Below are 23,846 nucleotides of genomic sequence, written 5' to 3'. Positions count from 1 at the left end.
AGACGGTGCCGGCACTGCGCAGTTGCCCTAAGCCGGCAGTTTTAACAACGAACAAGCCTAGACAAGGAGCTTGCGATGCGTCTCACAACCAAAGGCCGTTTTGCGGTCACCGCCATGATTGACCTGGCACTGCGCCAGAACAATGGCCCCGTCACGCTGGCGGCCATCAGCCAACGGCAACAAATTTCGCTGTCCTACCTGGAGCAGCTTTTTGGCAAGTTGCGCCGCCATGAGTTGGTGGAGTCGACCCGTGGGCCCGGCGGTGGTTACACGCTGGCCCGCAAGGCGGCCGACATTACGGTGGCAGACATCATTGTCTCGGTGGACGAGCCCATTGATGCCACGCAGTGCGGTGGCAAGGAAAACTGCCTGGGCGAAGCGGGCCGCTGCATGACGCACGAGTTGTGGGCTTCGCTCAACCAGCGCATGGTGGAGTTTTTGGACTCCGTCACGCTGCAGAAACTGGTGGACGAGCAATTGGCCAAGGGCGTCCAGATCGAGGACAAGCCGGTTGCACGGCGCGCGATTTCGACCACTCCCGTGGTCAAGCCCATCCGTGTGAACGCGCCGAACTCGGTGTTTGCGCTGGGCAATGTGTTCGCCAAGTCCTGAACTGCGCGCCCCCGTTTCGGCCTCGGGGCCAGCCGCGCCCTGAACGATTTTTTGATTGCTTGCTTTTTGTTGCCAGCCAGAACCCTTTACTGAGCCAGCCATGGACATGACACCGCATTTCCCCATCTATCTCGATTACGGCGCCACCACCCCGGTCGATCCACGCGTCGTGGATGCCATGATTCCGTGGCTGCGCGAGCATTTCGGCAACCCCGCATCCCGCAGCCACGCCTGGGGCTGGGAAGCAGAAGAGGCTGTGGAGAAGGCGCGCGTGCAGGTGGCCGACCTGATTGGTGCCGACCCCCGCGAAATCGTCTGGACCAGCGGTGCCACCGAATCCATCAACCTGGCCTTGAAGGGCGCTGCCCATTTCTACCAGGGCAAGGGCAAGCACCTGATCACCCTCAAGACCGAGCACAAGGCCGTGCTGGACACCATGCGCGAACTGGAACGCCAGGGCTTTGAGGTGACCTATCTGGATGTGCAGGAAGACGGTTTGGTGAACATGGACGCTCTCAAGGCCGCCATTCGCCCCGACACCATCTTGATCAGCATCCTGTTCGTGAACAACGAAATCGGCGTGATCCAGGACATTCCGGCCATCGGCGCACTGTGCCGTGAAAAGGGCATCCTGCTGCATGTGGATGCCGCCCAGGCCACCGGCCGGGTCGAGATCGACATGAACGTGCTGCCGATCGACCTGATGAGCATGACCGCCCACAAGACCTACGGCCCCAAGGGCGTGGGCGCCTTGTTTGTGCGCCGCAAGCCGCGTGTGCGCCTGGAAGCGCAAATGCACGGTGGCGGCCATGAGCGTGGCATGCGTTCGGGCACGCTGCCCACGCACCAGATCGTGGGCATGGGCGAGGCCTTTCGCATCGCCAAGGAAGAAATGGCCGAGAGCAACGCCAAGGCCAAGGCGCTGCAGCAGCGCCTGCTCAACGGCTTGAAGGACATCGAACAGGTGTTCATCAACGGCAGCCTGGAGCGCCGCGTGCCGCAGAATCTGAACATGAGCTTCAACTTCGTCGAGGGCGAGTCGCTCATCATGGGTATCAAGGGTCTGGCCGTTTCGTCGGGCTCGGCCTGCACGTCCGCCAGCCTGGAGCCCAGCTACGTGTTGCGCGCCCTGGGCCGCAGCGACGAACTGGCCCACAGCAGCCTGCGCATGACCATTGGCCGTTTCACGACCGAAGAAGAGATCGATTACGCCATTGGCACCATCCGCGAAAACGTGGCCCGCCTGCGTGAACTCAGCCCGTTGTGGGAGATGTACAAGGACGGCATCGACATCAGCACCATCCAGTGGGCTGCGCACTGAATCCCTGAAGATTTTGGAAGCATTGAAGAGGTACACATCATGGCTTACTCAGACAAAGTGGTTGACCACTATGAAAACCCCCGCAACGTGGGTTCGTTCGACAAGGGTGACGAAACGGTCGGCACCGGCATGGTGGGTGCGCCTGCCTGCGGCGACGTGATGAAGCTGCAGATCAAGGTAAATCCGCAAACCGGCGTGATCGAAGACGCACGCTTCAAGACCTATGGCTGCGGCTCGGCCATTGCCTCGTCGTCGCTGGTGACCGAATGGGTCAAGGGCAAGACGCTGGACGAAGCGGCGGCCCTGAAAAACAGCGAGATTGCCGAAGAACTGGCCCTGCCGCCCGTCAAGATTCACTGCTCCATCCTGGCCGAAGACGCCATCAAGGCGGCCGTGAACGACTACAAGGCCAAGCACAACAGCGCGGTGGCCGCAGCCTGACCATGGCCATTACGCTGACTGAAGCTGCAGCCCGGCATGTCACCCGTTACCTGGCGCGTCGAGGCAAGGGGCTGGGCGTGCGCCTGGGGGTCAAGACCACCGGGTGCTCGGGCCTGGCTTACAAGCTCGAATATGTGGACGACTCCGAACCCGAAGACATCGTGTTCGAAAACCACGGCGTCAAGGTGCTGATCGATCCCAAGAGCCTGGCCTACATTGACGGCACCGAGCTCGATTTTGTGCGCGAAGGTCTCAACGAAGGCTTCAAGTTCAACAATCCCAATGAGCGTGACCGCTGTGGTTGTGGAGAGAGCTTCCGCGTTTGATGCTGCCATCTGCGTTGCTGCCAAACCGCCATCGCGCTGCGTGCTGGCGGTTTTTTATTGATCCGGTGTGACCTGGTATGGGCATGAATCTGCAATCTGACGACTTTGAGCTGTTTGGCGTGCCGCAACGTTTCGCCCAGGACAGGGCGGCACTGGATGCGCGCTGGAAAGAACTGCAGCGCGAAGCGCACCCCGATAAATTTGCAGCCCAGGGCGCTGCCGCCCAGCGCGTGGCCATGCAGTGGTCGGTGCGCATCAACGAGGCCTACCAGCGCCTGAAAGACCCGATGCGCCGCGCCGCCTACCTGTGCGAACTGCATGGCGCGCCCATCCAGGCCGAGGACAACACCGCCATGCCCGCAGCCTTTCTGATGCAGCAGATGGAGTGGCGCGAATCGCTGGAAGAGGCGCAGTCAGCCGCCGAACTGGACGCGCTGGACGATGGCGTTCAGCAGGCCCAAAGCCAGGCATTGGCACTTTGCGGGCAACTGATCGACCAGCAGGGCGATTACGCGGCTGCTGCAAAACAGGTCAGAGCCCTCATGTTCATTGCGCGATTTGCCGACGATATCGAGCGTCGCCGGGATCAACTGGGACAATAGCGGCACCATTTCCCTTTTCGAGGCATCTTCCGCAGGGCAGTGCCTCATTACGTAGAACACAAGATTTTCATGGCGCTTTTGCAGATTTCCGAGCCCGGGCAGTCCCCGGATCCGCACCAGCGGCGCATTGCGGTCGGCATTGATTTGGGTACGACACATTCCCTGGTGGCGGCTGTGCGCAATGGCGTGGCCGAGTGCCTGCCCGATGGCGAAGGACGTGTGCTGCTGCCCTCGGTGGTGCGCTACCTGGAGCAGGGTGGGCGGCAGATTGGCTACGACGCGGTGGCGGCGCAGTCCAGCGATGCACGCAACACCATCGCCTCGGCCAAGCGCTTCATGGGCCGCGGCCTGCAGGACGTGGCGCAGGCAGGACAGCTGCCCTACGAATTCGTCCAAAGCTCTGACGCCAGCGCGGGTGGCATGGTGAGTCTGATGACGGCAGGGGGCATCAAGTCGCCGGTCGAAATCAGTGCCGAGATCCTGGCCACGCTGCGTTACCGCGCCGAAGACACCTTCAATGACGATCTGTACGGTGCGGTGATCACGGTGCCGGCCTATTTTGACGATGCGCAGCGCCAGGCCACCAAAGACGCGGCCAAGCTGGCCGGCATCCATCTGCTGCGGCTGATCAATGAGCCCACCGCCGCCGCCATTGCCTACGGGCTGGACAATGCCAGCGAAGGCGTTTACGCCGTTTACGACCTCGGCGGTGGCACCTTCGACATCTCGGTATTGCGGCTGACGCAAGGTGTTTTCGAGGTGATTGCCACGGGCGGCGATTCCGCCCTGGGCGGCGACGACTATGACGCAGCGCTCGCCAACTGGGTGCTTGAGCAACGGGGCTTGACCGCCGACACGCCCGCCGACAAGGCAGCAATCCGCATGACAGCCAGAGCCTGCAAAGAGGCTCTGACTGCTACTGAAACAGTAGCGTTTACCGTTGATCTGGCGGGCGCTAGCGTGCGATTTGATGTCAAAAAATCTGATTTTGAAGCCGCTACCGCCGAGTTGACCGCGCGGTCCATGGCGGCGGTGCGCCGCGTGTTGCGGGATGCCAAGCTTGCGCGCGATGACGTGCAGGGGGTGGTCATGGTGGGTGGCTCCACCCGCATGCCGCAGGTGCAGCGCGCGGTGGCGGAGTTTTTTGGCAAAGAGCCCCTGACCAACCTCAACCCGGACGAAGTGGTTGCGCTCGGCGCTGCCATCCAGGCCAATCAACTGGCGGGCAACAACACGGCGGGTGATTTGCTGCTGCTCGATGTGATTCCCCTGTCTCTGGGCATCGAGACCATGGGTGGGCTGGTGGAGCGCATCGTCGCCCGCAACGAAACCATTCCTACCGCCAAGGCGCAGGATTTCACTACCTACAAGGACGGCCAGACCGCACTGGCCATCCATGTGGTGCAGGGCGAACGCGACCTGGTGCAAGACTGCCGCAGCCTTGCGCGGTTTGAGTTGCGTGGCATTCCGCCCATGGCGGCAGGCGCGGCCCGTATCCGGGTGACTTTCACAGTGGATGCCGATGGTCTGCTGAGCGTGAATGCGAAAGAGCAGGGCAGTGGCGTGGAGGCCCGTATCGACGTGAAGCCCTCTTATGGCCTGTCAGACGACCAGATCGCCCGCATGCTCCAGGACGGCTTTGCCACGGCCGCGCAGGACATGCGCACCCGGGCCGTGGTGGAGGCGCGCGTGGATGCCGACCGCATGCTGATTGCCACCCAGAGCGCCCTGGACGCCGATGGCGATGTGTTGTCCCCTTCGGAGCGTGCCGATATCGAGGCGTTGATGGCTGCCCTGGCCCGGCAGCGCGATGCCGACGATGCCGCTGTCATCGAAGCGGCGACCCAGGCCCTGGCCAAGGGCACCGAGGCCTTTGCCGCGCAGCGCATGAACCGCGGCATCCGGCAGGCTTTGGCCGGCAAGAACGTGCAAACCCTTTAACCCCTTCATGGCTTGCCGCAACGCAGAGGATCAATCGCCGATTCCGGCGAAAAAACCTTCTGGAATTCAGCACTGCTGGTGCAAGCCCTGATCATCCAAGCGACGCCATGCCCGTCATCAAGATACTGCCCCACCCTGAATATTGCCCCTCCGGCGCCGAGATCACCGCGCCTGCGGGCACATCCATCTGCGAAGCGCTGTTGGAGAACCACATCAACATCGAGCATGCCTGCGACATGAGTTGCGCATGCACCACCTGCCACGTCATTGTGCGGGCGGGCATGGAATCGCTCAATGCGGCCGAGGAAGAAGAAGAAGACCTGCTCGACCGCGCCTGGGGTCTGGAGCCCCAGTCGCGCCTGTCGTGCCAGGCCATCCTTGCACAGAAAGACCTGGTGGTGGAGATACCCAAATACTCCATCAACCATGCCAAGGAAAATCATTGATATGCGCGGTGCTATTGCCCAGCACTGCATGAATGCCCTGCGCCGCGCGGCGGTTGCACCACGGGAGGCCTGATGTCGCGCCAGATCGTTCTCGACACGGAAACCACCGGTCTGTCCGCCGAAGGCGGCGACCGCATCATCGAAATCGGCTGTGTGGAGCTGGTAGCGCGCAAGCTCACGGGCAATAACAAGCATTTCTACCTGAACCCCGAGCGCGACAGCCACGAGGATGCGCTGAGGGTACACGGCATCAGCAACGAGTTTCTGAAAGACAAGCCCAAGTTTGCTGCTGTGGCTGACGAACTGCTGGACTACCTGCAAGGCGCCGAGATCATCATCCACAACGCGGCATTTGACGTGAGCTTCCTGAACAAGGAACTGGAGCTTGCGGGGCGCCCCGCGTTCCGCAGCTTTGTGGACAGCATTACCGATACCCTGGCCATGGCCAAGGAGCTCTATCCAGGCAAGCGCAACTCGCTCGACGCGTTGTGCGACCGCCTGGGCGTAGACAATTCGGGCCGCACGCTGCACGGCGCCTTGCTGGATGCCGAGCTGCTGGCAGATGTGTACATCAACCTCACCCGGGGGCAGGATGCGCTGCTGATCATCGACGATGCGCAGGACAGTGCCGGGGGTGCCAACTTTGTCCAGATCGATCTGCGCAGTTTTGTGTTGCCCGTTTTGCCGGCCAGCGAGCAGGAAGCAGCTGCGCACGAGGAAGTTCTGACGCAAATCGACAAGGCCAGCGGCGGTAAAACAATTTGGCGAAATTGTGAAGGCCTTCAAAAAGCTATGCCATAATTGCGGGCTGTCATAAAGACACTTTGGGTGATTAGCTCAGCGGTAGAGCACTGCCTTCACACGGCAGGGGTCACATGTTCGATCCATGTATCACCCACCAATGTTTTTCAACCTGTGTTCTTTGCAAATGCAGGTATGACGGGCGATTAGCTCAGCGGTAGAGCACTGCCTTCACACGGCAGGGGTCACATGTTCGATCCATGTATCGCCCACCATTTACAACCCGGCCTTGTGCCGGGTTTGTCATTTCTGCAGCACTATGGCCTGCTGTGGCCCACACAGAAAAAGCCCCGCTTGCGCGGGGCTTCATGATGCGGCGATGCTGTGCCTTAATGCTTGGCGTTTTCCAGCAGGAAGTCGAGCACGATCTTTTGCTCGTCGGGGTTCAGGCCGGCGCGCTGGAACATGCTGGGCGTGATGCCTTGCCATTGCTTCTCGGTGAACTGGCCCGGATCGCGCGGGCCGTGGCACACGGTGCAGCGCTGGTAAAAGATCTTCTCGGCTGGCGACAGCGAGGCGGTGGCCTTTTCGCGCAGCGCAGTGGCCCGTTCAATGCCGAAAAACTTCTCATCAAACTTGATGTCGCTCTTGACGATCTTGGGCGGATCGAAGGCCTTGGTGCCGCCTGGATCGGCATCGGTGCACTTGCGCATCGAGGCAATGCAGGTGTTGGCCGTGGTGGCCTGCGTCAATCCGCTGGCTCGCCGGCTGGAGGTCAGGAAGTTGACGAGGCCGTTGTTGCAGCGGCCCTTGCTGTCGAGCTGCGGCCAGGCGCCCTCATACAGGCTGACCACGCCGGGCATGATTTTGTCGGACACCCGCGCGCCCACCACCACTGCGCCGCGGTCGTTATAAAGCTCGACCAGGTCACCGTTGCGGATGCCATGGGTCTTGGCGTCCTGTACGCTGATGGTCAGCGGCTCGCGCGTCTGCACCGTGTAACGCTTGCGCAGCGTTTCGGAGTTGTTCATCTGCGAATGCAGGCGCCAGTAGGGGTGCGGACTGACCACATGCACCTGGCCCTTGCGCGCATTACCCAGGTACTCGCCGGGTTCCTGCCACTTGGGCATGGCCGGCATGTCGGGGATGTTCATCTTTTCGATGATGGATGAATGCATCTCGATCTTGCCGCTGGTGGTGTGCAGCGGGTTTTTCGCGGGGTCGGCGCGGAAGTCGCCGTGGCGTACCCACTTGTGCGCCTCCTTGGGCACCGGAATGCGCGCCATGCCCTCGGCCCAGAACTTGTCAAAGGGCGTGTCCTTGGCGGCGCTGCTGGCTTCGTAGGCTGCCTTGACGTAGTCCAGCTGCGTCTTGCCCTCGGTGAAGGCGTACTCGACGCCGCACAGTACCGACAGGCGACGGAAGATTTCAAAGTCGTCCAGCGCATCGTTTTGCGGTGCGATGATCTGCTTCATCGCATACACCTTGTCGATGCTGTACGTGCCGGCCGACGTGATGTCATTGCGCTCCACCGTGGTGGTGGCCGCCAGCACGATATCGGCCCAGCGCGCCGAGCCATTCCACCAGGGTTCCTGGCAGATGATGGTGTCCACGTCCTTGATGGCACGCGCCAGCTCATTCAGGTCCTGCTGGTGCGAATAGGCGTTGTTGCCGGCGTTGTAGATCAGCTTGACCTTGGGGTAGGTGTATTTGCTGCCGTTGTAGGTGAACTCTTTGCCGGGGTTGAGCAACATCTCGCTGATGCGCGATGCCGGGCAGATCTTCTTGACCGGGTTGCGCCCTTGCGACAGGCCCGTGGGCGCAGTGCCGCCCGACTGCGGCATGCCGCCGCCGCCGTAGTGCCAGCTAAAGCCCACGCCTTGCCCGGGCAGACCGATGTTGCCCAGAATGCAGGCGAAGTTGACGATGGCCCAGTACGGCATTTCGCCATGGTGCGCCCGCTGGATGGCCCACGAGCCGCACAACTGCGTGCGCTTGGATGCCATCAGCTCGGCCATCGAGCGGATCTTGGCAGCGGGAATGCCCGTGATCTTTGCGGCCCACTCGGGCGTCTTGGGCGGCGTGCCGTCCTTGCCTTCCAGGTAGGCGCGGTATTTGTCGAAGCCGACGGTGTACTTGTCGATGAAAGCCTGGTTGTGCTTGTTTTTGCTGAGCAGGTGGTAGCCCATGGCCAAAAACAGCGCCGTGTCGGTGTTGGGGACGATGCGCACCCACTCCGAACCCATCTTCTCGTCGGTGGTGGTCACCTGCGGGTTGATGGACATGAATTGGCAACCGGCCTTTTTGATGGCATCCCAGCCGCTGTACATCTCGTGGTCGGGGACGGTGTATTCGATGCGGTTGTTCTTGTCGGGGTCGCAGCCTACAAACACCACCAGCTCGGTGTTGTCGCGCAGTTGCTCCCACGCGGTCTGGCCCGAATACACCTCCATGTCGCCTATCACCATCGGCATGATGATCTGGCCGGCACCGGCCGAGTAGTCACCGGTGGTCATGGACGAGCCGCCCAGCAGGTTGAAAAAGCGCCCCTGCAGCACGTTGGGGCGGAAGATGCCCGCGTGCGACCAGCCGCCGTAGGAGCTGGAGAAGCAGCCTTCGTTGCCGTGTTTTTCAATGGTGTCCAGAATGGCCTTGGCGGTCAGGCCCAGGGCCGTGTCCCAGCTCACCTGCACCCACTCGTCCTTGCCGCGCAACTCCGGCTTGTTGCTGCCCTTGCGGCCGTTCTGTTCCCATTCCAGGTAGGACTTGCGCACCATGGGGCCGGCGACGCGGGTCTTGTCGTAAGTGCGATCGAGCACGCCCTCGGTCAGCATGCCGGTGGGCATCTTGTCGCTGGCCTGCGCCTCGATCTTGACGATGCGGCCATTCTCCACCGTGGCAATGAGCGGGCCGTAGTGGGTGGCATGCGGAACCTTGCCACTGAAGGATTTGAGCGCTGCCAACTGCGCGGCCGGATCCATTTCGGTGGCGGCCAGGGCTTGCGCCAGCGGAGTCAGCTTCATGCCCGCCGCCACTGCGCCCAGCACGCCTGCGGCGCCTGCGCCCATCCATTGACGTCGTGTGAAATTCATGGGGTTTCTCCTATCGTGAAAATGCGGACCATTAGACGCCGATTCACAGTCCCCTTCAAGCGGCAGCGCAGCCATTGGCCCCCTGTTTGACCAATATCAAGAATGTTCACCGGCACCACGCCAGGCGACGGGCTGTGATGGGTCGATGCACAAGAAGCGCTTTGAGCCAGCCATTAAAGTGGGCAATGTCGTTGAACAACCCAGGAAGAAGAAGATGACGGACACAGTCGATTGCGTGGTCGTGGGTGCCGGGGTGGTGGGCCTTGCGGTGGCCCGCGCGCTGGCGCTGCAAGGGCGGGAGGTGATGGTGCTGGAGGCTGCGGACGCCATCGGCACGGGTACCAGTTCGCGCAACAGCGAGGTCATTCACGCCGGGCTGTATTACCCCACGGGCTCCCTCAAGGCGCGCCTGTGTGTTCAGGGCCGCGATCTGCTGTACGCCTATTGCGCCGACCATGCCGTGCCGCATCGCCGCTGCGGCAAGCTCCTGGTGGCGACTTCGCCCGATCAGCTGCCAGGCCTTCGGTCAATTCAGGCGCGTGCCACGGCAAACGGCGTGCTGGATCTGCAGTGGCTCGACCGCGACGCAGCCCGCGCACTCGAGCCCGCACTTGAATGCGTGGCAGCCCTGCATTCGCCCAGCACGGGGATCGTGGACAGCCATGCGCTCATGCTCGCCCTGCAGGGTGATCTGGAACATGCCGGTGGGCTTGTGGCATTGAATTCGCCTCTGGCGCTTGCAGAATGTGCGCAAGATGCTATTGTTTTGGAAGCAAAAGACGGTACGCGCCTGCAAGCGTGCACCGTGGTCAATGCAGCGGGATTGCATGCGCCGACGCTGGCCCAGCAGTTCCTGGGACTCGACGCACGCCATGTTCCTGTCGCGCACTTCGCCAAGGGAAGCTATTTCACACTGACCGGGAAAGCACCATTTAGCCGCCTGATCTACCCGGTGCCCGAGGCAGCGGGCCTGGGGGTGCACCTGACGCTGGATCTGGGTGGGCAGGCCAAGTTCGGGCCGGACGTGCAATGGGTGGATTCGGCCGATGACCTGCTGGTTGATGCGGCGCGGGGGGATGCTTTTTACGGCGAAGTGCGCAAATACTGGCCCGGCTTGCGCGACGGTGCGCTGGCGCCGGGCTACGCCGGCATCCGCCCCAAGATCCATGGCGCCGACGCACCCGCAGCAGACTTTCTTATCCAGGGGCCGCGCGACCATGGCGTGCCGGGCTTGGTGAATCTGTTTGGCATCGAATCCCCGGGCCTCACCAGCGCGCTGGCCATTGCTGATCATGTGCTCCATTTGGTTTGACATGCGTCAAATCCCGGTCTTTTGGTAACGTTTAGCGACCATGCGGCGTGACGGTTTCTGGGCATGTCGCTAAGATGGTCCACAAGCTGCTGCAGCATCTGCTCTGCAGCCGCTGCTCCTTTATTGCAACGAAAGGCCTTTATGACTGCTTCTGACACCACCACCACCCAGGGCGAACTTGAAAAACTCGTATCCGATTTGCGCGGCTTGTTGGCCAGCAGGGATCTGGATTCCTTTCCCGAGATCAAGGTGCTTCGCCAGCGTATCGACGACGGCATGCATTCGGTGCGGGAATCGGCAGTGCGCGCGGCCCAAGAGGCTGCACGCCAGGCCAAAGACGCCGCCTTGGCGGCCGACCGCTACGCGCACGACGAGCCATGGCGCGTGGCCAGTGCGGCGTTGGCCGTGGGCGCTCTGGTGGGCTTTTTGCTTGCGCGGCGCTGATCAACTGTCGTCCATCCCGCTCATGCAGGGACGGTACCTATGAACTGGCTCTCCCTGCTTGGGCTGGAGGCATTCGCGGCGCGCTGGCGGGCGAATGTCATCGAAGGCGCCATCGCCGCAGAAGACCGGCTGGAACTGGCACGCCTGGAGTGGCTGGACCAGAAGCGGCGCTTGCAGCAATTGCTGGTGCTGTTGGTTGCCGTGGCGGGGCTTACCGTGGTGACCCTGGTGCTGTTGTCGATGGCGGTGCTGGTGCAGTTCTGGGACACGCCGAATCGCATGCTGGTTGCATGGGTGGTAGCAGGTGTCTGGCTGGTGGCCTGGTTTTTTGCCATCATCAAGCTCGCTTCGGTGGTGCGCAGTACAGGCAGTGGCTTTGCGCTGACCCGGCGCGAGTTGTCGCAAGACTGGCGTGAAATCAAGGAGCGCTTGTGAAGACTTCCGAACCGGCTTTGCCAGTGCACGCAACGGCAGCGCAGCAGCAGGTGCTGGACCGCATTGCCGTACAGCGCGAGCGTTTGCGCGCTCGCCGCGCCGCCCGGTTGCAGTCCCAGGCCTTGGCGGCCGTGGCGGGGACAGAGGATGCCGATGCCCCGTTGCTGACTCGCGCCATTGCCTTTGCCCGCCAGCACCCCGCGGCCGTGGCTGCTCTGGCTGGCGTGGCCATTGCAACCGGTCCACGGCGGCTGATCCGGTGGGCCGGGGTGGTGCTACCGCTGGTGATGCGCCTGCGGCGCTAGAGCGCAGTAGCGCTGGAGCGAAGGAGGTTCCCGACGACGGGGCGCAATGCCTCGTCTGTCGCCCCCTAATTCAGCCGGTCAGCCCATCGCCTTGATGGCGCGCGCTGCCTTCGCGACGAGTGCGGGTCCTTCATAAATGAGGCCGGTGTAAATCTGCACCACGTCTGCTCCAGCGCGGATTTTGCTCAGGGCGTCTTCGGCGCTCAGGATGCCGCCCACTCCGATGATCGGGAAACGGCTTCCCAGCGCGGCGCGCAGTTGGCGGATGACCTGGTTGCTGGCCTCCAGCACGGGTGCGCCGCTGAGTCCGCCCAGTTCATTGGCATGGGGCAAGCCCTTGACGGCGTCCCGGCTGATGGTGGTGTTGGTGGCGATCACGCCGTCCATGCCGTGACGTTGCAGCGTGGCGGCGATCACCGACACCTGCGCCTCGTCAAGGTCCGGGGCTATCTTGACGAAGATCGGCACACGGCGCGCCTTGGTGGCGCCTTTGCCGTCTGTTTGGGTGTGTTGCACGGCCAGTGTTTCCCGGCGTTCTGCAATGGCGCCCAGCAGGGCATCGAGTGCTGCATCGCTTTGCAGTGCGCGCAGGTTCTGCGTGTTCGGTGAACTGATATTGACCGTCACGTAATCGGCGTGCGGGTACACGCCTTCCAGACAGGTGAGGTAATCGCTGGTGGCATTTTCAATCGGCGTGCTGGCGTTCTTGCCGATGTTCAGGCCCAGCAACATGGGGTGCTTGCGTTTCTGGGTGCGAAACTGGGCCTGCTGCACGTTGTGAATGAACACATCCAGGCCATCGTTGTTGAAGCCCAGCCGGTTGATCAGGGCCCGGGCCTCGGGCAGGCGGAACATGCGGGGTCTGGGGTTGCCCGGCTGTCCCTTGGGTGTGACTGTGCCCACTTCCACAAACCCGAAACCCATGGCGCCCAGGGCGTCGATGCAGCGGGCATTCTTGTCCAGGCCTGCCGCCATGCCCACCCGGTTGGGAAAGGTCAGCCCGGCCAGCTCGATGGGGTCGTCCACTGTTTCGTTGCACCAAGCCCATTGCATGGGGGTGTGCTGGCCCCGCGCAAGCATGCCCATGGTGAGCTCGTGGGCAGCTTCGGCATCCATGCCAAAAAGAAAGGGGCGGGTAAGAGCGTAGGGGATCAATGACATGGAGGGATAATTCAACGAATATCCTCTAATTCTCCCCCATGACGAATTCCTCCCCTCTGACCCAAGACGAACTCAAGGCCCTTGTGGGTCAGGCAGCGCTGCAATACGTGGTGCCGGGTGGCATTGTGGGGGTGGGCACCGGCTCCACCGTCAACAAGTTCATCGACGCCCTGGCGGGCATGAAGAATGAGATCAGCGGCGCTGTGTCCAGCTCGGTGGCCAGTACCGAGCGGCTCAAGGCGCTTGGAATCGCAGTGTTTGATGCCAATGAGGTGGAATCTCTGGCGGTATACATCGACGGCGCCGATGAAATCGATAGGCAGGGTTACATGGTCAAGGGCGGCGGTGCCGCACTGACGCGCGAGAAGATCGTAGCGGCCCTGGCCAGCCGGTTCGTCTGCATCGTCGATGAGTCCAAGCTAGTCCCGACATTGGGACGTTTCCCATTGCCGGTGGAGGTAATTCCGATGGCAGTGCAACACATCACGCGACGCTTTGCCGCGCTGGGTGGCGTGGCACGGTTGCGCCTGAAGGATGGGCAACCGCTGGTCACCGACAACGGCCAGCAGATACTGGACGTCACGGGCCTGTCCATCAAGGATCCATCGGCGTTCGAGTCCGATGTGAACCAATGGCCCGGTGTGGTGACGGTGGGAGTGTTTGCGCACCAGAAAGCATCGGTGTGCCTTGTGGGAACGGCACAGGGCATGGTGAAGACCTTCACCTACTGAAATTCCTGCATGGTGGCATGGCCATGCCGGGCCATGCCTGCCTCAGCAGCGGGTTTTAGAAGCGGATACCCGCCGGGTTGCTGGGCGTGGGGCCGTCCGCGGCAGGGCGGGGCGCTGGCGCTCCGCTGGCCTCTTGGTTGCCGGCGCATCGGCCGCAGCAGGTTGTACTGCCTTGACGGCCACCAGGGGCGCAGCGGGTGGGCGGCGGTAGTTCGACGGCAACTGTGACTGCCTGGGATATCCGGCAGCGTCCAGGTACTGCGTCCACTCGGTGTCAGAAAACCCCGCCAGCTGCTGGCCGCCGATCGTGCCGAACGGTAGTCCGCTGCCGCCACTCATGCGCTGCAGCGCATCAATGTCTTCATTGGTGGTGATGGTGCGCTCGGCAAAGGGAATGCCGCGCCCCACCAACAGATTGCGCGCACTGTTGCAGGGAGCGCAGTCACTGCCGGTGTAGAGCGTGACCGGGAAGCGCGTGGCGATCTGCTGCAGCTCGTAGGGCAGAGCGGCGCCCGTGGTGGCCGGCCCCTGCGCGGCGATTTGTGCCGGCTTGGCATTGTTGTCGGGAGCCCGGTCGGAGAAGGTCACCTTTCCATCGGGGCCGACAATACGGTACACAGTCTGGGCCTGCGCCCCGGCACCTGCCAGAACCAGCAGCAACGAGGCCAGCACGGGTGTACACAACAGTTCGCGCATGGTTGATCTCCTGATAAAGCAGCGTCGGTGCAAAAGAACGGCTAGTCTGCCATGCCCTGGTGTCGCAGCAGTGCATCCAGGCTGGGCTCGCGGCCACGGAACGCTTTGAAGGATTCCATGGCCGGGCGACTGCCGCCCGCCTCAAGAATGGCTTTACGGTAGCGGCGGCCCGTTTCGGTGCTGGGCAGGCCATCGCTGCCGGAGGTTTCCTCAAAGGCCGCATAGGCATCGGCGCTCAGCACTTCCGCCCATTTGTAGCTGTAATAGCCTGCGGCATAGCCGCCAGCAAAGATATGGCTGAAGGTGTGGGCCGTGCGGCTGAATGAAGGGGGTGGCAGCACCGCCACTTCGCTGCGGACTTCGGCCAGCAGGGGCATGAAATCCTCGGCGGGATCGTGGTCGGTGTGCAGCAGCATGTCGAAGAGGGCAAACTCGATCTGGCGCAGCGTGCCCATGCCGCTCTGGAAGTTCTTGGCCGCCGTCATCTTGTCGAACAGTTCGCGGGGCAGCGGCGCCCCGGTATCGACATGGGCGGTCATGTTGCGCAGCACGTCCCACTCCCAGCAGAAGTTCTCCATGAACTGGCTGGGCAACTCGACGGCATCCCACTCCACACCGCTGATGCCCGATACGTCGCGTTCGTTCACCTGCGTCAGCATGTGGTGCAAGCCGTGGCCGAATTCATGAAACAGCGTGATCACATCGTCATGCGTGAGCAGCGGCGGTTTGCCATCCACACCGTCGGCAAAATTGCACACCAGATGCGCCACCGGGGTCTGCAGCACCCCGGTGTCGGGGCGCAACCAGCGGGTGCGCACATCGTCCATCCAGGCGCCACCGCGTTTACCGGTGCGGGCGGGCTGGTCGAGATAGAACTGGCCCACCAGTTCCGTGCCGTTGGGGCCGTTGCGTTCAATGCGATAGAACTCGACGGCAGGGTGCCACACGGGGGCGCTGTCGCGGCAGATGCTGACCTCGAACAGCGTTTCGATGATCTTGAAAAGACCCGCCAACACCTTGGGGGCCGTAAAGTATTTTTTGACTTCCTGCTCGCTGAAGGCGTAGCGCGCTTCCTTGAGCTTCTCGGCAAGGTAGGACCAGTCCCAAGCCTGTGGGTCCTGCAGGCCCAATTCGCTGGCCGCAAAGTCGCGCAGATCGGCAACGTCCTTTTCGGCATAGGGGCGGGCGCGACGCGCCAGGTCACGCAGGAAGGTCACCACTTCGTCGGGGGACTGAGCCATCTTGGGCACCACCGAAACCTGACCGAAATTGTCGTAACCCAGAAGGCGCGCCTCCTCGCGGCGCAACACGAGGATTTCACGGATGAGTGCCGAGTTGTCAAAACGCCGGGCATCGCCTTCGGCCTGATCGGAGGCGCGCGTCACATAGGCACGGTACATCGTTTCGCGCAGCGCGCTGTGGGTGGCGAACTGCATCACCGGCAGGTAGCAGGGCATCTTGAGCGTGAGCTTGTAGCCGCTCTTGCCTTCGGCCTGGGCCGCCGCCAGCGCTGCTTGCTGTACGTCGGCGGGCACGCCATCGAGTTCTTCTGCCGTGGCGTAGTAGGCAAACGCGTCGGTGGCGTCGAGCGCGTTTTCGCTGAACTTCTGGCTCAGCTCGGCCTGCCGTTCCTGGATCTGCGCAAAGCGCTCTTTCGCAGCCCCGGTGAGCTCGGCGCCACTGAGCACAAAATTGCGCACGGCGTTCTTGTGGGCCTGGCGCTGCTCAGGGGTCAGCGTGGCGGGGTCAATGGCCTTGTACTTGGCATACAGGCGCTCATCGGCGCCGAGGCGGGTCCAGAACTCGGTGACCCGGGGCAAGGCCGCGTTGTAGGCGGCCCGCAGTTCTGGTGTGTCGGCCACACTGTTCAGGTGGCTGATAGCCCCCCAAGCGGTGCCCAGATGCTCCGTGGCGACGTCCAGCACCTTCGCAATGGCATCCCAGCGGGCCGGAAAATCGGTGGCAGTAACCGTTTCAAGGGCCGCGTTGGCCTTTTCCAGCAACACGTCGATGGCCGGGGCAACGTCGGCGGGAGTGATGCGGTCAAACTGGGGAAGGTCGGAGAAGTCGAGGAGGGCGTTGCTCATGCGTTTCTAGATGGCGCCTCGCGGCGCGGGTTCAAGTTGCGAGGCCTCCGGGACGCGGCGGCGGGCTTCAGGCGCCCGCAGCGCGCTCGGCGGCTTCCAGGGTGTTGACCAGCAGCATGGTAATGGTCATGGGGCCCACCCCTCCGGGTACAGGGGTGATCCAGCCGGCCACATTCTTCACACCTTCGAAATCCACATCGCCGCAAAGCTTGCCTCCGTCGTTGCGGTTCATGCCTACGTCGATCACCACGGCACCGGGCTTGACCATGTCGGCCGTGAGCACATTGCGCTTGCCCACGGCTGCGACGATCACATCGGCCTGCAGCGTTTGCGCCTTGAGGTCGCTCGTGGCGCTGTGGCAGATGGTGACGGTGGCGTTCTTGGCCAGCAGCATCAGCGCCATGGGCTTGCCCACGATGTTGCTGCGGCCAATGACCACGGCGTGCTTGCCCTTGAGGTCGTAGCCCTTGCCATCATTGAGCGATTCGAGCATTTTCATGCAGCCATACGGCGTGCAGGGCCAGAAGCCGGGCATGCCGGTCATCAGCGCGCCGGCGCTGGCGATGTGAAAGCCATCCACATCCTTGGCGGGCGAGATGGCCTCAATCACCTTTTGCGCATCGATGTGCTGGGGCAGCGGCAGCTGCACCAGGATGCCGTGAATGGACGGGTCGTTGTTCAACGCCTGCACGCGTGCGAGCAGGGCGGCTTCGGTCATGTCGGCTTCGTATTTTTCGAGCACCGAATGCAGGCCGCTGTCTTCACACGCCTTGACTTTGTTGCGCACATAAACCTGGGATGCGGGGTTGTCGCCCACCAGCACCACGGCCAGGCCTGGCGTGGTGCCGCGTGCCTTGAGGGCTGCGGCGCGCTGGGCAACTTCGGTGCGCAATTGGCGGGACAGGGCGTTGCCGTCGATGAGTTGTGCGGTCATGTCAGAAAATACAGGTCAAAATGGCCTGTAGCGCTTTGTAGATAAGCGCTGCAAGCTATTAAAAGGTGAGCAATCAGGCTTTGGCGGTGTTCTGGCCCAGGGCAATCTTGAGCAGATCGGCCACGGTGTTGGCGTTGAGCTTTTCCATGATGTTGGCGCGGTGCGCCTCCACGGTCTTGATGCTGATGCCCAGATCGTCGGCAATCTGCTTGTTCAGGCGGCCGGCGACGATGCGCTCAAGCACCTGGGCTTCGCGGCCGGTGAGCTTGGAGAGCAGGGCATCGCGGCTGGCGGCCTGCTGGTAGCCGGCAAAGGCCTCGCGGGCGTGGTCCAGCATGCGCTCCACCAGCCCGACGAGCTCTTCTTCGTCAAAAGGCTTCTGGATGAAATCGAGCGCGCCTTTCTTCATGGTGTTCACGGCCATGGGCACGTCGCCGTGGCCGGTGATGAACACGATGGGCAGGGGCGACTTGCGCTCGATCAGGCGGTCCTGCAGCTCCAGCCCTGTCATGCCGCCCATGCGGATGTCCACGATCAGGCAGGCCACCTCGCGCGGGTCGTAGCGCGAGAGAAAGGTTTCGGCCGAATCAAAGCAGCGTACCCGGTAGTCCTTGCCTTCGAGCAGCCATTGCAGGGAGTCGCGAACCGCCTCGTCGTCATCCACCACGTAAACGGTGCCTTTTTTCGGAATCAAACTCATGCAATTGTCCTTGGGGGTTGTGGGTTTGCTACAGAATCTGTAGTGGCATCCACAGGCTTGGCGAGCGGAAGCCAGAAGGAGAACCGGCAGCCTGTGACCTCGGAACCATTGTAGAGGTTCTCCGCCTGCATTCGGCCGTGGTGCGATTCGACGATGCTGCGGCACAGGTTCAGGCCCATGCCCATGCCTTCTTCCTTGGTGGAGAAGAAGGCTTCAAACAGGCGTTCGAGCACCTCGGGAGCCAGTCCCTTGCCCGTGTCCTGCACGGAAAACTCCACCACGTCCTGGTCACCGATGTGCTTGGGTACCACGCGCAGTTCCACACTTCGGCCGGACGTGGGGCGGTTGGCCATCTGGATGGCTTCGGCGCCGTTCTTCATGAGGTTGACGAGCACCTGCTCGATCAGGATGGTGTCGGCCATCACGGGCGGCAGTCGCGCAGCGATGTAGTGCGTCAGGCGCACGTTGTGGCGGCGCAGCTCGATGTCGGCCAGCTCGACCGCCTCGTTCACCATCGAATGCACATCGGCCAGTGCGCGATTGGGTTCGCTCTTTTTCACGAAAGCCCGGATGCGCTGGATGATCTGCCCCGCGCGCTGCGCCTGGTGGGCCGTCTTTTGCAGGGCGGCGAGCAGGGCTTCCTCGGTGATCTGGCCGCTCTGGATGCGCGAGACCATGCCGCTGCAGTAGTTGCTGATGGCCGTGAGCGGTTGATTGAGCTCATGCGCCACGCTCGACGCCATCTCGCCCATGGTGATCAGGCGGCTGACCGACTGGGCCCGCTCGGCCTGGCGGGCCGCCTGTTCCTCGGCCAGGCGGCGCGGGGTGATGTCGGTGGCAATCACCATCTGGGCCAGGCGCCCGTCCACCCAGTTGAGGTAGCGTGAACGTACTTCCAGCCATTTGCCCAGGTCGGGCAGATAGATTTCGGCGTTTTCGGTGCGGGCGCTGGTGAGCGAGTCGGTGGGCAGGCCCATCAGGCCATCCTCATCGTCCATGCCGGCCGGGTTGCTGCCTGCCGCTGGCACCACGCCCGCCTGGGCCACCAGTTGCAGGTGGCCAACGGTTTGCGAGCCAAACCACTGGCGGTAGAGCTTGTTGGCAAACAGCAATTCCTGGCTGCCCAGAGGCGCCACCGAGACCGAGGCGTCCAGCGACTCCAGCACGATAGTGAAGCGCTCGTAGGATGCCGACAGCTGCTCGCGGATGCGGTTGGGCTCGGTGATGTCGGTCATCGATGTCATCCAGCCGGTCTGCTGGCCATGGGCGTCGATCAGCGGCGACACATACAGGCGTGCATCAAATTGCGTGCCGTTCTTGCGCCGCACACGCACATGAAAGCCGCCCGCCATGGTTTTGCCACTGATTTCGTCGCGCAGCTTGGCATACAGCGCCTCGTAATCGGATTCTGGCCAGTAGGGGAAAGGGGCTGTCAGGCCCACCAGCTCGGCCTCGCTCCACCCCGTCATCTGGCAAAAAGCTGCATTGACGTAGGTGATGCGCCCCTGCAGATCCAGGGCGCGCATGCCGGTGAGCACGGAGTTTTCCATGGCCCGGCGGAAGTTGGTTTCCGCCACCAGTGCCTGCTGGGCCTGCATCCGGCGGCGGGTGTGTCGCCAGGTGGCAATCAGCATCCAGGCCGTCATGGCGCTGAGCGTGCCCACCAGCCAGAACAGGCCGTTACCCACCACGCCCAGCGAAGTGCGGTAGGCCTGCGCACGCAGCACCAGGCCGTTGCCCACCGGCGAGACGGGCACTTCGTACTCGTTGGCGCTCGGGCTCCATGGCAGCAGTTGGGTGCTGGGGTTGCGGCGGGCCAGGGGCGTGCCTGCCAGTACCTGGTTCTTGCCATCGAGCAGCGTGACGGCATAGCGTGCCAGCACCTCGGTGGGCGTGCCATAGCGCAGCAGGCTGTCGGTGGAGTATTCCCCCAGCACAACGCCACTGAATTTGCCCTGCTGGTTCAGCGGCACCTGCAATTGCAGCAGCGGTGTGGAGTCGCCCTGGGTGGCGATGGGTTGCGAATACACGGGTTGCAGCAGGTCGTGTGCCAGCTCGTAGGCGTCTGCGGTGTCGCCGGGGGTCAGCACTTCGCCGGCCACGCGCAACTCGCTGCTGCCCAACGTGGGGGCGGCATGGCTGGCGCGGATGCGCCGCTTTTCATCGATCCAGGTGATGGCCTGCAGCTCGGGGTATTGGCTGATCAGGGATTCGGCCCGGCCGACAAACTCGGCGCGATCCAGTTCCTGGTTGGACAGGTCCCGTGCGATGCGCATCAGTTGCTCCTGGCGTTCCAGCAGACGCAGGCGCACGCGTTGCTGGGCGTATTCCACATCGCGTTTGAGGGCTTCGTGTTCGCGCTCGACTTCCTCGGCTCGCAGATACCAGAAGGCTGACACGATGGCCGCCATGAACAGCAGCACGGCGGCCAAGGGCGCCAGCGCGGCAAATCGGTCCTGCCGCGCGGGCGACAGGCTGCGCCACCAGGTGCGCCACTTGCGCGCGAGGGCGGCCATGGGAGCGGCCGGCGCGGGCTGGGCAGTGGCGGGGGTGTTGTCCATGCGGCAAGTGTAGAGGAGGCTGGAGCGGTTTATGGGCTGCCGGCTGGATGTGCGTTTGCAGCAAAATACCATTATATGAAACGACAAAGCACTATTTGAAATGATAAAAAAAATATGCGAAACTAGTGACAACGTACTAAATTGCACACCTATACACAGGAGACAAGCATGTCAGCTCAGCCCGCCCCTCTGGCCGGAAACGGCGCCGCGCCCGCGATCGACACCGATCAGCAAGAAACCCGTGAGTGGATGGACGCGCTGTCCGCGGTCATCGACAAAGAAGGTGCTGAGCGCGCCCATTTCCTGATCGAGCAATTGCTGGAACACGCCCGCCAGAACAGCATCGACATGCCGTTTTCGGGCAACACGGGGTATGTGAACACCATCGAGCCCGAGCAGGAAGCCCGCTGCGCCGGCAACATCGCCATCGAAAAGCGCCTGCGCGCGTACATGCGCTGGAACGCCATGGCCATGGTGGTGCGCGCCAACCGGCTCGACCCTGCCGACGGCGGCGACCTGGGCGGGCACATCGGCTCGTTCGCATCCGTGGCCAGCATGTTTGGTGCGGGTTTCAACCATTTCTGGCATGCCGAGAGCGAAGGCCACGGTGGTGACCTGCTCTACATCCAGGGCCACAGCTCGCCCGGCATCTACGCCCGGGCCTTCCTGGAAGGCCGCCTGACCGAAGAACAGCTCGACAGCTTCCGCCAGGAAGTGGACGGCAAGGGCCTGTCGAGTTACCCGCATCCCAAGCTGATGCCCGAGTTCTGGCAGTTTCCCACCGTGTCGATGGGCCTGGGTCCGCTGATGGCGATCTACCAAGCGCGCTTTCTGAAGTACCTGCATGCCCGCGGCATTGCCAACACCGAGAACCGCAAGGTCTGGGTGTTCTGCGGCGACGGCGAGATGGACGAGCCCGAATCGCTGGGCGCCATCGGCCTGGCCGCGCGTGAGAGCCTCGATAACCTGGTGTTCGTGGTCAACTGCAACCTGCAGCGCCTGGACGGCCCGGTGCGCGGCAACGGCAAGATCGTGCAAGAGCTTGAAGGCGAGTTCCGGGGCAGCGGCTGGAACGTCATCAAGCTGCTGTGGGGCGCCGGCTGGGATGCGCTGCTGGCCCGCGACAAGACGGGCAAGCTCCGGCAGCTGATGATGGAGACGCTTGACGGCGACTACCAGGCCATGAAGGCCAACGACGGCGCCTTTGTGCGCAAGAACTTCTTCGGCAAGTACCCCGAGACGCTCCAGCTCGTCGAGCACATGACCGACGAGGAAGTGTTCGAACTGCGCCGCGGCGGCCACGAGCCCACCAAGGTCTACGCAGCCTTCCACGCCGCCAACGAGCACAAGGGCCAGCCCACGGTGCTGCTGGTCAAGACGGTCAAGGGCTACGGCATGGGCAAGGCCGGTGAAGGCAAGAACACCGTGCACCAGACCAAGAAGCTCAGCGACGAAGACATCAAGTACATCCGCGACCGGTTCAACATTCCGATCCCGGACAGCGAACTGCACAAGATTCCGTACTACAAGCCGGCCGACGACACACCCGAAATCAAGTACCTGCACGAGCGTCGCAAGGCGCTGGGCGGTTACCTGCCCAAGCGCCGCGTAAAGGCTGACGAGCACTTCACCGTGCCTGCCATCGAAACGTTCAAGGCCATCCTCGACCCCACGGCCGAAGGCCGCGAGATCAGCACCACACAGGCCTATGTGCGCTTCATCACGCAGTTGCTGCGCGACCAGGCGTTGGGCCCGCGCGTGGTGCCCATCCTGGTGGACGAGGCCCGCACCTTCGGCATGGAAGGTCTGTTCCGCCAGATCGGCATCTACAACCCCAAGGGCCAGCTTTACACCCCGGTCGATCGCGACCAGGTGATGTATTACCGCGAAGACAAGGCCGGCCAGATCCTGCAAGAGGGCATCAACGAAGCCGGCGGCATGGCCAGCTGGATCGCCGCGGCCACCAGCTACAGCACCAACAACCGCATCATGGTGCCGTTCTACGTGTACTACTCGATGTTCGGCTTCCAGCGCATTGGCGACCTGGCCTGGGCAGCCGGCGACATGCAGGCGCGAGGCTTCCTGCTGGGCGGCACGTCGGGGCGCACCACGCTCAACGGCGAAGGCCTGCAGCACGAAGATGGCCACAGCCACATTCTGGCCAACACCATCCCCAACTGCGTGACCTACGACCCCACCTTCGCGCACGAAGTGGCCGTGATCATGCACCGCGGCCTCAAGCGCATGGTCGAGCAGCAGGAGAACGTTTTCTACTACATCACGCTGCTCAACGAGAACTACCCCATGCCCGGCCTCACGGCGGGCACGGAAGAGCAGATCATCAAGGGCATGTACCTGTGCAAGCCGGGCGCCGTGCCACCGCAGGGCACCTCCGATGCCGGCGACATCCGCGTGCAGCTGCTGGGCTCGGGCACCATCCTGCGCGAATCGCTGGCTGCACAAACCCTGCTGGCGGCCGACTGGGGCGTGCAGGCCGATGTGTGGAGCTGCCCCAGCTTCAACGAACTCACCCGCGAGGGCCAGGACGCCGACCGCTGGAACCTGCTGCACCCGCTGGAAACCCCGCGCGTGCCCTTCGTGGCGCAACAGCTCGGAACCAGCACCGGCCCCGTGGTCGCATCCACCGACTACATGAAGGCCTATGCCGAGCAGATCCGTCCGTTCATTCCCAAGGGCCGCACCTACAAGGTGCTGGGCACCGACGGCTTTGGCCGCAGCGACTTCCGCAGCAAGCTGCGTGAGCACTTCGAGGTCAACCGCCACTACATCGTCGTGGCCGCCCTCAAGGCGCTGAGCGAAGACGGCGTGTTGCCCGCCACCAAGGTGGCGGAGGCCATTGCCAAATACAACATCCAGGCCGACAAGGTCAACCCGCTCTATGCGTAAACCGCACCGGAGACAAACCTTGACCCCCCACGCTCATATTCATTCGCTGCC

20 protein-coding genes, 2 tRNA genes and 1 pseudogene are annotated in these 23,846 nt (G+C 62.8%); 16 read left to right on the top strand and 7 right to left on the bottom strand.

Annotated elements, in window-relative coordinates; translation table 11 throughout:
* The first annotated feature begins 75 nt into the window (after nucleotides 1-75).
* The 10 genes from iscR to CBP34_RS09925 all read left to right on the top strand — a co-directional run bounded on the left by iscR (nucleotide 76) and on the right by CBP34_RS09925 (nucleotide 6,705).
* Entirely contained in the window at nucleotides 76-612 is a 537-nt protein-coding gene (gene iscR, locus CBP34_RS09970; RefSeq protein WP_005794107.1) for a Fe-S cluster assembly transcriptional regulator IscR, read from the top strand.
* A gap of 100 nt (nucleotides 613-712) precedes the next feature.
* A complete protein-coding gene (locus CBP34_RS09965) occupies nucleotides 713-1,933 on the top strand; it encodes an IscS subfamily cysteine desulfurase (protein WP_086927326.1) in 1,221 nt (406 codons plus the stop codon).
* Nucleotides 1,934-1,972: 39 nt separating this feature from the next.
* Nucleotides 1,973-2,374, top strand: coding sequence for a Fe-S cluster assembly scaffold IscU (iscU, locus tag CBP34_RS09960; RefSeq protein WP_086912457.1), 402 nt, complete (start codon nucleotides 1,973-1,975; stop codon nucleotides 2,372-2,374).
* 2 nt (nucleotides 2,375-2,376) lie between these two features.
* Nucleotides 2,377-2,700 carry an iron-sulfur cluster assembly protein IscA gene (gene iscA, locus CBP34_RS09955; RefSeq protein WP_024815036.1) on the top strand — a complete coding sequence of 108 codons (324 nt, stop codon included), beginning with the start codon at nucleotides 2,377-2,379 and terminating at the stop codon, nucleotides 2,698-2,700.
* Nucleotides 2,701-2,783: 83 nt separating this feature from the next.
* On the top strand, nucleotides 2,784-3,302 hold the full coding sequence (hscB, locus tag CBP34_RS09950) for a Fe-S protein assembly co-chaperone HscB (RefSeq protein WP_094099128.1): 519 nt from the start codon (nucleotides 2,784-2,786) through the stop codon (nucleotides 3,300-3,302).
* Between the two features lie 69 nt (nucleotides 3,303-3,371).
* Entirely contained in the window at nucleotides 3,372-5,243 is a 1,872-nt protein-coding gene (hscA, locus tag CBP34_RS09945; RefSeq protein WP_094097936.1) for a Fe-S protein assembly chaperone HscA, read from the top strand.
* Nucleotides 5,244-5,350: 107 nt separating this feature from the next.
* Nucleotides 5,351-5,689, top strand: coding sequence for an ISC system 2Fe-2S type ferredoxin (gene fdx / locus CBP34_RS09940; RefSeq protein ID WP_086912454.1), 339 nt, complete (start codon nucleotides 5,351-5,353; stop codon nucleotides 5,687-5,689).
* Between the two features lie 72 nt (nucleotides 5,690-5,761).
* Nucleotides 5,762-6,490: a DNA polymerase III subunit epsilon gene (gene dnaQ / locus CBP34_RS09935; protein ID WP_094097935.1), complete on the top strand. Its 729-nt coding sequence runs from the start codon at nucleotides 5,762-5,764 to the stop codon at nucleotides 6,488-6,490.
* A gap of 25 nt (nucleotides 6,491-6,515) precedes the next feature.
* Nucleotides 6,516-6,590: transfer RNA gene (locus CBP34_RS09930), tRNA-Val, on the top strand.
* Between the two features lie 40 nt (nucleotides 6,591-6,630).
* Nucleotides 6,631-6,705, top strand: a tRNA-Val gene (locus tag CBP34_RS09925).
* Between the two features lie 114 nt (nucleotides 6,706-6,819).
* Here the strand turns inward: CBP34_RS09925 and CBP34_RS09920 are convergent.
* Nucleotides 6,820-9,522 carry a molybdopterin-dependent oxidoreductase gene (locus tag CBP34_RS09920; RefSeq protein ID WP_094097934.1) on the bottom strand — a complete coding sequence of 901 codons (2,703 nt, stop codon included), beginning with the start codon at nucleotides 9,520-9,522 and terminating at the stop codon, nucleotides 6,820-6,822.
* A gap of 214 nt (nucleotides 9,523-9,736) precedes the next feature.
* On the opposite strand from CBP34_RS09920, the gene CBP34_RS09915 reads away from it, so the two are divergent.
* From CBP34_RS09915 to CBP34_RS09900, 4 genes are all read left to right on the top strand, one after another.
* Nucleotides 9,737-10,834: an NAD(P)/FAD-dependent oxidoreductase gene (locus CBP34_RS09915; RefSeq protein ID WP_094099127.1), complete on the top strand. Its 1,098-nt coding sequence runs from the start codon at nucleotides 9,737-9,739 to the stop codon at nucleotides 10,832-10,834.
* Between the two features lie 141 nt (nucleotides 10,835-10,975).
* Nucleotides 10,976-11,278, top strand: coding sequence for an ElaB/YgaM/YqjD family protein (locus CBP34_RS09910; RefSeq protein WP_086912451.1), 303 nt, complete (start codon nucleotides 10,976-10,978; stop codon nucleotides 11,276-11,278).
* Nucleotides 11,279-11,317: 39 nt separating this feature from the next.
* Nucleotides 11,318-11,713 (top strand): phage holin family protein, encoded by a 396-nt coding sequence (locus CBP34_RS09905; RefSeq protein WP_094097933.1) that lies wholly within the window; start codon nucleotides 11,318-11,320, stop codon nucleotides 11,711-11,713.
* The gene (locus CBP34_RS09900; protein WP_094097932.1) at nucleotides 11,710-12,018 is read left to right on the top strand and encodes a hypothetical protein; all 309 of its coding nucleotides are present in this window, start codon (nucleotides 11,710-11,712) and stop codon (nucleotides 12,016-12,018) included. Before CBP34_RS09905 ends, CBP34_RS09900 begins: the two co-directional genes overlap by 4 nt.
* Before the next feature lie 78 nt (nucleotides 12,019-12,096).
* On the opposite strand, the gene CBP34_RS09895 is transcribed toward CBP34_RS09900, so the two are convergent.
* On the bottom strand, nucleotides 12,097-13,179 hold the full coding sequence (locus CBP34_RS09895) for a quinone-dependent dihydroorotate dehydrogenase (RefSeq protein WP_094097931.1): 1,083 nt from the start codon (nucleotides 13,177-13,179) through the stop codon (nucleotides 12,097-12,099).
* Nucleotides 13,180-13,217: 38 nt separating this feature from the next.
* Here CBP34_RS09895 and rpiA point away from each other — a divergent pair, with 38 nt between their 5' ends.
* A complete protein-coding gene (gene rpiA, locus CBP34_RS09890) occupies nucleotides 13,218-13,910 on the top strand; it encodes a ribose-5-phosphate isomerase RpiA (protein ID WP_094097930.1) in 693 nt (230 codons plus the stop codon).
* Nucleotides 13,911-13,965: 55 nt separating this feature from the next.
* On the opposite strand, the pseudogene CBP34_RS09885 reads toward rpiA, so the two are convergent.
* The 5 genes and pseudogenes from CBP34_RS09885 to CBP34_RS09865 form a co-directional block, all read right to left on the bottom strand.
* Nucleotides 13,966-14,606, bottom strand: a pseudogene (locus tag CBP34_RS09885) (DUF4124 domain-containing protein).
* Nucleotides 14,607-14,647: 41 nt separating this feature from the next.
* Nucleotides 14,648-16,693, bottom strand: coding sequence for a M3 family metallopeptidase (locus CBP34_RS09880; protein ID WP_094097929.1), 2,046 nt, complete (start codon nucleotides 16,691-16,693; stop codon nucleotides 14,648-14,650).
* A gap of 67 nt (nucleotides 16,694-16,760) precedes the next feature.
* Entirely contained in the window at nucleotides 16,761-17,627 is an 867-nt protein-coding gene (gene folD / locus CBP34_RS09875; protein WP_094097928.1) for a bifunctional methylenetetrahydrofolate dehydrogenase/methenyltetrahydrofolate cyclohydrolase FolD, read from the bottom strand.
* Between the two features lie 73 nt (nucleotides 17,628-17,700).
* Nucleotides 17,701-18,327, bottom strand: a complete 627-nt coding sequence (locus tag CBP34_RS09870) for a response regulator transcription factor (protein WP_086927290.1) — start codon at nucleotides 18,325-18,327, stop codon at nucleotides 17,701-17,703.
* Nucleotides 18,324-20,888 carry a PAS domain S-box protein gene (locus CBP34_RS09865; protein ID WP_094097927.1) on the bottom strand — a complete coding sequence of 855 codons (2,565 nt, stop codon included), beginning with the start codon at nucleotides 20,886-20,888 and terminating at the stop codon, nucleotides 18,324-18,326. Before CBP34_RS09865 ends, CBP34_RS09870 begins: the two co-directional genes overlap by 4 nt.
* Nucleotides 20,889-21,056: 168 nt before the next feature.
* Here CBP34_RS09865 and aceE point away from each other — a divergent pair, with 168 nt between their 5' ends.
* Nucleotides 21,057-23,795: a pyruvate dehydrogenase (acetyl-transferring), homodimeric type gene (aceE, locus tag CBP34_RS09860; RefSeq protein ID WP_094097926.1), complete on the top strand. Its 2,739-nt coding sequence runs from the start codon at nucleotides 21,057-21,059 to the stop codon at nucleotides 23,793-23,795.
* The last annotated feature ends 51 nt before the right edge of the window (nucleotides 23,796-23,846 follow it).

It is taken from the genome of Acidovorax carolinensis, assembly GCF_002157145.1.
Classification (GTDB): domain Bacteria; phylum Pseudomonadota; class Gammaproteobacteria; order Burkholderiales; family Burkholderiaceae_C; genus Acidovorax; species Acidovorax carolinensis.
Note: the sequence above shows the minus strand (reverse complement) of the source record. Positions and strands in the feature narration are given on the sequence as shown.

Excerpts from the sequence above, each read along its gene's own strand:
- iscR (WP_005794107.1), top strand. The coding sequence starts at position 76 with ATGCGTCTCACAACCAAAGGCCGTTTTGCGGTCACCGCCATGATTGAC.
- CBP34_RS09965 (WP_086927326.1), top strand. The coding sequence starts at position 713 with ATGGACATGACACCGCATTTCCCCATCTATCTCGATTACGGCGCCACC.
- iscU (WP_086912457.1), top strand. The coding sequence starts at position 1,973 with ATGGCTTACTCAGACAAAGTGGTTGACCACTATGAAAACCCCCGCAAC.
- iscA (WP_024815036.1), top strand. The coding sequence starts at position 2,377 with ATGGCCATTACGCTGACTGAAGCTGCAGCCCGGCATGTCACCCGTTAC.
- hscB (WP_094099128.1), top strand. The coding sequence starts at position 2,784 with ATGAATCTGCAATCTGACGACTTTGAGCTGTTTGGCGTGCCGCAACGT.
- hscA (WP_094097936.1), top strand. The coding sequence starts at position 3,372 with ATGGCGCTTTTGCAGATTTCCGAGCCCGGGCAGTCCCCGGATCCGCAC.
- fdx (WP_086912454.1), top strand. The coding sequence starts at position 5,351 with ATGCCCGTCATCAAGATACTGCCCCACCCTGAATATTGCCCCTCCGGC.
- dnaQ (WP_094097935.1), top strand. The coding sequence starts at position 5,762 with ATGTCGCGCCAGATCGTTCTCGACACGGAAACCACCGGTCTGTCCGCC.
- CBP34_RS09920 (WP_094097934.1), bottom strand. The coding sequence starts at position 9,522 with ATGAATTTCACACGACGTCAATGGATGGGCGCAGGCGCCGCAGGCGTG.
- CBP34_RS09915 (WP_094099127.1), top strand. The coding sequence starts at position 9,737 with ATGACGGACACAGTCGATTGCGTGGTCGTGGGTGCCGGGGTGGTGGGC.
- CBP34_RS09910 (WP_086912451.1), top strand. The coding sequence starts at position 10,976 with ATGACTGCTTCTGACACCACCACCACCCAGGGCGAACTTGAAAAACTC.
- CBP34_RS09905 (WP_094097933.1), top strand. The coding sequence starts at position 11,318 with ATGAACTGGCTCTCCCTGCTTGGGCTGGAGGCATTCGCGGCGCGCTGG.
- CBP34_RS09895 (WP_094097931.1), bottom strand. The coding sequence starts at position 13,179 with ATGTCATTGATCCCCTACGCTCTTACCCGCCCCTTTCTTTTTGGCATG.
- rpiA (WP_094097930.1), top strand. The coding sequence starts at position 13,218 with ATGACGAATTCCTCCCCTCTGACCCAAGACGAACTCAAGGCCCTTGTG.
- CBP34_RS09880 (WP_094097929.1), bottom strand. The coding sequence starts at position 16,693 with ATGAGCAACGCCCTCCTCGACTTCTCCGACCTTCCCCAGTTTGACCGC.
- folD (WP_094097928.1), bottom strand. The coding sequence starts at position 17,627 with ATGACCGCACAACTCATCGACGGCAACGCCCTGTCCCGCCAATTGCGC.
- CBP34_RS09870 (WP_086927290.1), bottom strand. The coding sequence starts at position 18,327 with ATGAGTTTGATTCCGAAAAAAGGCACCGTTTACGTGGTGGATGACGAC.
- CBP34_RS09865 (WP_094097927.1), bottom strand. The coding sequence starts at position 20,888 with ATGGACAACACCCCCGCCACTGCCCAGCCCGCGCCGGCCGCTCCCATG.
- aceE (WP_094097926.1), top strand. The coding sequence starts at position 21,057 with ATGTCAGCTCAGCCCGCCCCTCTGGCCGGAAACGGCGCCGCGCCCGCG.